Here is a 6,057-nt window from a genome sequence, read left to right as displayed (position 1 = left end):
GTGGAGCCGGACCTGTGGCCGATGAAGCGCGACCGTAACCTGCGTATTTTCCAGGGCCAGACGGTGCCGCAGATTGTGAAAACCCTGCTGGGTGAGCATCAGGTTAACGTTGAGGATAAACTCACCGGCAGCTACCGGGTGTGGGACTACTGCGTGCAGTATCAGGAGTCGAGCCTGGACTTCATCAGCCGCCTGATGGAGCTGGAGGGGATTTCCTATCACTTCCGCCATGAGGCGGACAAACACACCCTGGTGCTCACCGACGCCGCGACGCAGCATCAGCCGTTCAGCGGCTATGAAGTCATTCCTTACCACCAGACGCCGTCCGGCGGCAGTACGGACGAAGAAGGCATCAGCCAGTGGGCGCTGGAGGACAGCGTGACGCCGGGGATGTACAGCCTCGACGACTATGACTTCCGCAAGCCGAACGCGTGGCTGTTCCAGGCCCAGCAGAACCCGGCGTCGCCGAAGCCGGGCAGCATCGACGTGTACGACTGGCCGGGGCGCTTTGTCGACAAAGGGCACGGAGAGTTCTATGCCCGTATCCGTCAGGAGCGCTGGCAGGTTGAGCATCAGCAGATTCAGGCCACGGCCACGGCGGCGGGGATTGCGCCAGGGCACACCTTCACGTTAACCAACGCGCCGTTCTTCAGCGACAACGGCGAGTATCTGGTGACGGCGGCGGGATATCACTTTGAGGAGAACCGCTACGCCAGCGGCGAGGGGGAGACCATTCACCGCACCGATTTCACGGTGATTCCGTCGGCGGTGGTGTACCGTCCGGCGCAGACAACGGCGTGGCCGCGCACCTACGGCCCGCAGACGGCGAAAGTGGTCGGGCCGCAGGGCGAGAGTATCTGGACGGACAAATACGGTCGCGTGAAGGTGAAGTTCCACTGGGACCGGCTGGCGAAAGGCGATGACACCAGCTCCTGCTGGGTGCGCGTGTCGAGCGCGTGGGCGGGCCAGGGCTACGGCGGGGTGCAGATCCCGCGCGTCGGCGACGAGGTGGTGGTGGACTTTATCAACGGCGACCCGGACCGTCCGATTATTACGGGGCGCGTGTACAACGACGCGAGCATGCCGCCGTGGGCGCTGCCGGCTGCGGCGACGCAGATGGGCTTTATGAGCCGGACAAAAGACGGTTCAGTCGACAACGCCAATGCCCTGCGCTTTGAGGATAAAGCGGGCGCAGAGCAGGTGTGGATCCAGGCCGAGCGGAATCTGGATATTAACGTCAAAAACGACGAGTCGCATTCTACTGAAAAAAATCGCACTCAGTTTGTTGGAGAAGATGAAACTTTACGGGTAGCGAAAAACCAGAAATCAGGTATTAAAGGCGATGTGGTATGCCTGACGGGGAACAGTCGAAACGATAAAGTCGTTAATAATTTTATACTTTCCGCAGGAAATACGCTGAGACTGGAATGTGGTGAAAGCGCCATCGAGCTATCAAAAGACGGCAGCGTCCATATCATTGGTAATAACTTTAACTTTACTGCGAAACAGAATGCGCAAATTAATACGCTTTCCGGTGAATTGCATTTAAATCCTGATGATGGACGAAACGTTATCGATCCTCCTGGCGCATCCCATCAGGGTGAAATCCAGCAGGAAGTGGATAGTTTTTTTGTTATTAATGGCAATAAATAAGAGTAACCCGAATGGCTGAATATATTCTTCAGGAAGCATCCCTCGCCTTACCTGATGTGTTTAAAGACAGAACCATGAATTTATTTACCCTGAGTGATAACGGAGCCAGCGAGTTTACTTTTGTTGTTTCTCGTGCGAGTGCTAAAAACGAAGATAAAGTCCAGGATGCGGCAACACGGCTGGTACGTGAACTGGAAATTACGGTGCCCGACTTTCGTCTCGAATCCTCTCAGATGACCTCTGTTGATGATCTCCCGGCGGTTGAGCTTTTTTATCAGTTCAAAAATGATAATGCGATCATTTTCCAGAGGCAGACCGTTATTTTGCTCGGTGACCATCCTGGCGGCCAAAAGATGGTGTGTTATATCGGTACTTGCCCGGGCGAGTTTAGCGATTATTATCATAATCAATATCAGGAAATTATCCGCAGTATTAAGTTCCACAAACCGGCTCAGACTGAAACCCAGGAAATGCTCGCTGCCGATAGCCAGGGGCCATTTTTTGCGCTTGATAGTGAGAGTAAGGTACTCAGTGTCTTTGAAAACATTCAGGAACTGTATGGACACCTTTCGCTTCAGCGGGCGAAAGAGGGGCAGTATTTGCTTTTTGAAAAGCGGGGTAAACCACTCAGTATTGCACCCGTTCCGGACAGCCAACCCCTTCGTTACGCGCTCTGGACGACTTCCTCAGACAAATCACATCACTTGCTTTCACAGCTTTCCGTATGCCGCCAGGTCTCTGGTTCTGACCAACTTAATACACCCGATCGGATACGTGGGTATCTGATGGCACAGCGAGCCGAATAGTTATGTCCGAATGTCTGGCCGCTCGCGTAGATGATGAGATTGCTCATACAGCCTCAAAAGGTTGGATGATCGCAGGATTGGTTGGTGGGGCAATTCTGGGCGCAGCTGCCGTTGTCGTCACCGGAGGGACCGCGCTGGTTGCTGTTTCTGCCGTTGCGGCCGGGGCCTGTGCTGCGGGTGGGTTGGGTGAACTCCTCGGCAGTATGTCATGGGCTCCACGCCATAGTACCGGTACGCTAAAAGAAGGTTCACCCAATGTTTTTATCAACAGCCGAAAGGCTATCCGCGCTCATCTGTCAGCCGGAGAGTGTGATGAGCACAGCGGTAGCCTGCAACGGGTTGCGGAAGGTTCGATAAAAGTTTACATCAACAACTTTCCCGCCTCTCGCACAGGCGATAAATTGACTTGCAGCGCCGAGATTAGTCAGGGATCGCGTAATGTTATTATCGGTGGAAGCAAGGTTCAGACCGATGAAATAAGTCCTGAAATCCCGGAATGGGTGAACTGGACGATGCTCGCCGTTGGTGCCGGAGCGATGGCGGTGCTGGCCAGTCCGGCAATCGCACTTCTGAGCACCCTCGGTGCGATGGGCGGTGGGACTATTGGTGGCTACGCGGGTGGAATGCTGTGTGGCGAAGGTAGCGACGGTCAGAAATGGGGGATGCTGATCGGCTCCGTTATCGGCGGCGGGGCTGGCATTAAAGGCGGGGCACGGTTTGATGCGTGGCGGGCTGGTAAATCAATGCCGCGCGTTAGTGCGGAACCCATTACAGCCCCAGCTTCGCCGAGGATGAGCTTAAGCGAAGCCGTAGGGAAACAACGAGCTGAAAAATGGATTACTCGTGGCAGAGAATTGGCAGATAATCGTGATCCTGCTTTGTCTGCTTTACTCAGTGATGAGCAAGTAGGCGCATTGTATGGTTATACTACCGATCCTGGCTACCAAATGGTAAACCCAGCATTACGAGGTATGAAACCAATGACTAAAGAAATGGAAGCATTTACTCAACATATAAATGATGGCCTGGACCAGCTTCCTGCTTTTAGTGGAGAGACATTCCGCGGGATGAACAGCTTACCTTCACATATATTGGAAGGTTATACTCCGGGCAAAACAGTTATCGATCCAGCCTTTGTTAGTACTGATGTTAATCAAGGCTTCAGCGGTCCTATCCAAATGCGTATTGAAGGTTTTTCCGGCCGGAAAATTGACTTCCTTTCAGAATTCAATGCAACAGAGACTGAAGTGCTATTTAGGCCTAATACATCGTTTGAGGTTATCAGCAGGTCAGATGAACTTGGGATAACAAATATAGAATTAAGGGAAATACCATGATCGACCTTCATACTGAAGACTCTGTAATCAATCATTATGCCGATCGCTATCGTGCATACATGCCAATTAATGTCCGTAAGGCAATAAAAAATAACGGCATTGATAGTTTGAGTTCTTCACAAGCCTGGGATGAAACATTACCTTTAATTACGACTGAAGATATTTCACGAGATAAAGCACTTGGGGCGCTGGTCGGTTTGGCTGTTGGGGACGCAGTCGGCACTACTCTTGAGTTTAAGAAAAGAGACAGTGAACATGTAGCGGATATGATTGGTGGCGGACCTTTTCAATTAAAACCCGGTGAATGGACAGATGATACGTCCATGGCATTATGTCTGGCGGAAACTTATCTCTCAGAAAACAGAATGCATACCGATATACTTAGAAAATATCTCGTTAAATGGTATCTTAACGGAGATAATAGCAGTAATGGTCGGTGTTTCGATATTGGCAATACGACGCGATTTGCGCTTGAACAGTATTTGCGTATCGGGCCTTCCTGGTATGGTAATACCGAGAAACACACTGCTGGTAATGCTGGGGTTATTCGTCAAGCTCCGGTGTCTATCTTTCGTCGAAAATCGCTGCGTGCGATTTACTTCGAATCCCAGGCTCAGAGTCGCGCAACTCATGGCGCGGTAGAGTCAATTAATGCATGCCAATTTCTCGGATTGGTATTGCACTATTTAATTAACGGTTATAAAAAAGAAGAAGCTTTTTCCCCTCATGTTTTCCCATTGTGCGCGCGTGTAATGATCATAAATGCGGGTGAGTATAAGCAAAAAACTCGCGATCAGATTCGTTCAAGTGGTTATGTAATAGATACGCTTGAGGCCGCGATGTGGTCGGTATGGAATACGAGTAATTTCCGGGATGCGGTTCTGCTGGCCGCCAATCTTGCCGATGATGCTGACAGCGTTGCGGCGACAGCGGGACAAATAGCTGGAGCATTATATGGTTATTCCGGTATTCCGCAGGATTGGAAAAATAAACTCGTGCAACACGAACGTATCGCCACAATGGCAGGTGAGTTATTCGATAGAGCACCTGAGGACAATTTTTTATAATTGTATAAACCCTATGGCACGGATATTTTCCCGTGCCTGATATTTGGTCAGTTAAAAAAATATCTCTTCCCGTTAATAGTTGGAGGGGTACAGTATATTTTCAATATAAAAGATATGTTTAAGATTGCTCATGAATAAAGAAAATTATACCGAGCTGAATTATGTCAATAATGCCCTTGATATAATCAATCAACGATTGGAAGCAAAGCCTGATTTTTCACTGTATGTTATGGTGAAGTGCCAGTTGGATTATATCAAATCAATTTTAATAGGTGCTGAAAAAGATAAAAGTAAATTACATGCATTGAATGGCGACGAATAAAAAATGAGTGGAGTATGAAAAGATGAAATGGATTGGTTGTATATTTTTCATTTTTTTCACTTTGGCATATATCTGGAATGGCAAAGATTTCTTCAATAAAAAGCAATGGTTCCTGGCCGGATTGATGTTTGTTCTAGTATTAGTGGCTACGATCGTTATCGGTTTTACATTAAAATGGCTCGCTCAGTCAATGTCATTATTCTCCGTCGCAACGGCGAAACAATATTCGATTATCTTGTCCATGTCTTTCCTGTGCGTATGGGGATTGAAAGTTACCGTTGTGCTGCTCTGTACGATTTTTTCCGGAATTACAGGAATGCACAAAAGGTACAACATAGAAAATTATGAAAAAATATCTGCTGTAACACATGTTGTTGTACCAGGCTTAATTATTGTCGCTAAAGGGGCAGTTTCCCTGGGGAGTATACTTATGTTTTCAGGTTTATGGCTTAAATAAACATGATATTAATTTAAAACTATCTAAATAAAACTATAGAAAAAGTGGTTTTATTTTGTGGCAAAGGAAGTGAATCCTACAGCTACTCATTATCACATCAACAGCGTTTTGAGATGAGTTAACTTCTGGCACTGAGATTCGTCCATAGTGGAATAAAGATTATGCTCAACCGAATTACCGTTCAGCTCCCGGTGGAGGGGCTTCTGTTCTGGAAACTGACGGGCCGCGAGGCGATGTCCGAGTCGTTCGCGCTGACGCTGACCGTGCTCGGCACGGACGCGCGCATTGACCGCAGCAGGCTGCTCGGCCAGCCGGTCACGGTGACCATCCCGACGCAGAATCTGCTGACGTCCCGCTATGTTAACGGCAAGATTACCCGCGTGGCGGTGAGCGCCGTTGAGCTGACGGGCACCCG

At 49.2% G+C, this 6,057-nt stretch carries 7 protein-coding genes; all 7 read left to right on the top strand.

Going from position 1 to position 6,057, the window contains the following annotated elements:
• A partial coding sequence (locus ACWKXT_RS24145; protein ID WP_454542703.1) for a type VI secretion system Vgr family protein occupies positions 1–1,653 on the top strand: 1,653 nt, incomplete at its 5' end.
• A gap of 11 nt (positions 1,654–1,664) precedes the next feature.
• On the top strand, positions 1,665–2,459 hold the full coding sequence (locus ACWKXT_RS24140) for a DcrB-related protein (RefSeq protein WP_454529682.1): 795 nt from the start codon (positions 1,665–1,667) through the stop codon (positions 2,457–2,459).
• 2 nt (positions 2,460–2,461) lie between these two features.
• The gene (locus ACWKXT_RS24135) at positions 2,462–3,796 is read left to right on the top strand and encodes a PAAR domain-containing protein (RefSeq protein WP_454533552.1); all 1,335 of its coding nucleotides are present in this window, start codon (positions 2,462–2,464) and stop codon (positions 3,794–3,796) included.
• The gene (gene tri1, locus ACWKXT_RS24130; RefSeq protein ID WP_454529680.1) at positions 3,793–4,863 is read left to right on the top strand and encodes an ADP-ribosylarginine hydrolase Tri1; all 1,071 of its coding nucleotides are present in this window, start codon (positions 3,793–3,795) and stop codon (positions 4,861–4,863) included. The genes ACWKXT_RS24135 and tri1 overlap by 4 nt, the downstream gene beginning before the upstream one ends.
• Before the next feature lie 130 nt (positions 4,864–4,993).
• Positions 4,994–5,185, top strand: coding sequence for an immunity protein Tsi6 family protein (locus tag ACWKXT_RS24125; RefSeq protein ID WP_454533551.1), 192 nt, complete (start codon positions 4,994–4,996; stop codon positions 5,183–5,185).
• Positions 5,186–5,207: 22 nt separating this feature from the next.
• Positions 5,208–5,642 carry a hypothetical protein gene (locus ACWKXT_RS24120; RefSeq protein ID WP_454533550.1) on the top strand — a complete coding sequence of 145 codons (435 nt, stop codon included), beginning with the start codon at positions 5,208–5,210 and terminating at the stop codon, positions 5,640–5,642.
• A 161-nt stretch (positions 5,643–5,803) separates the two neighbouring features.
• The coding region (locus tag ACWKXT_RS24115) for a contractile injection system protein, VgrG/Pvc8 family (protein WP_454533461.1) at positions 5,804–6,057 on the top strand (254 nt) is incomplete at its 3' end.

The sequence above is a fragment of the Enterobacter sp. UPMP701 genome (assembly GCF_053709515.1).
This window is presented reverse-complemented; position numbering and strand designations above follow the sequence as displayed.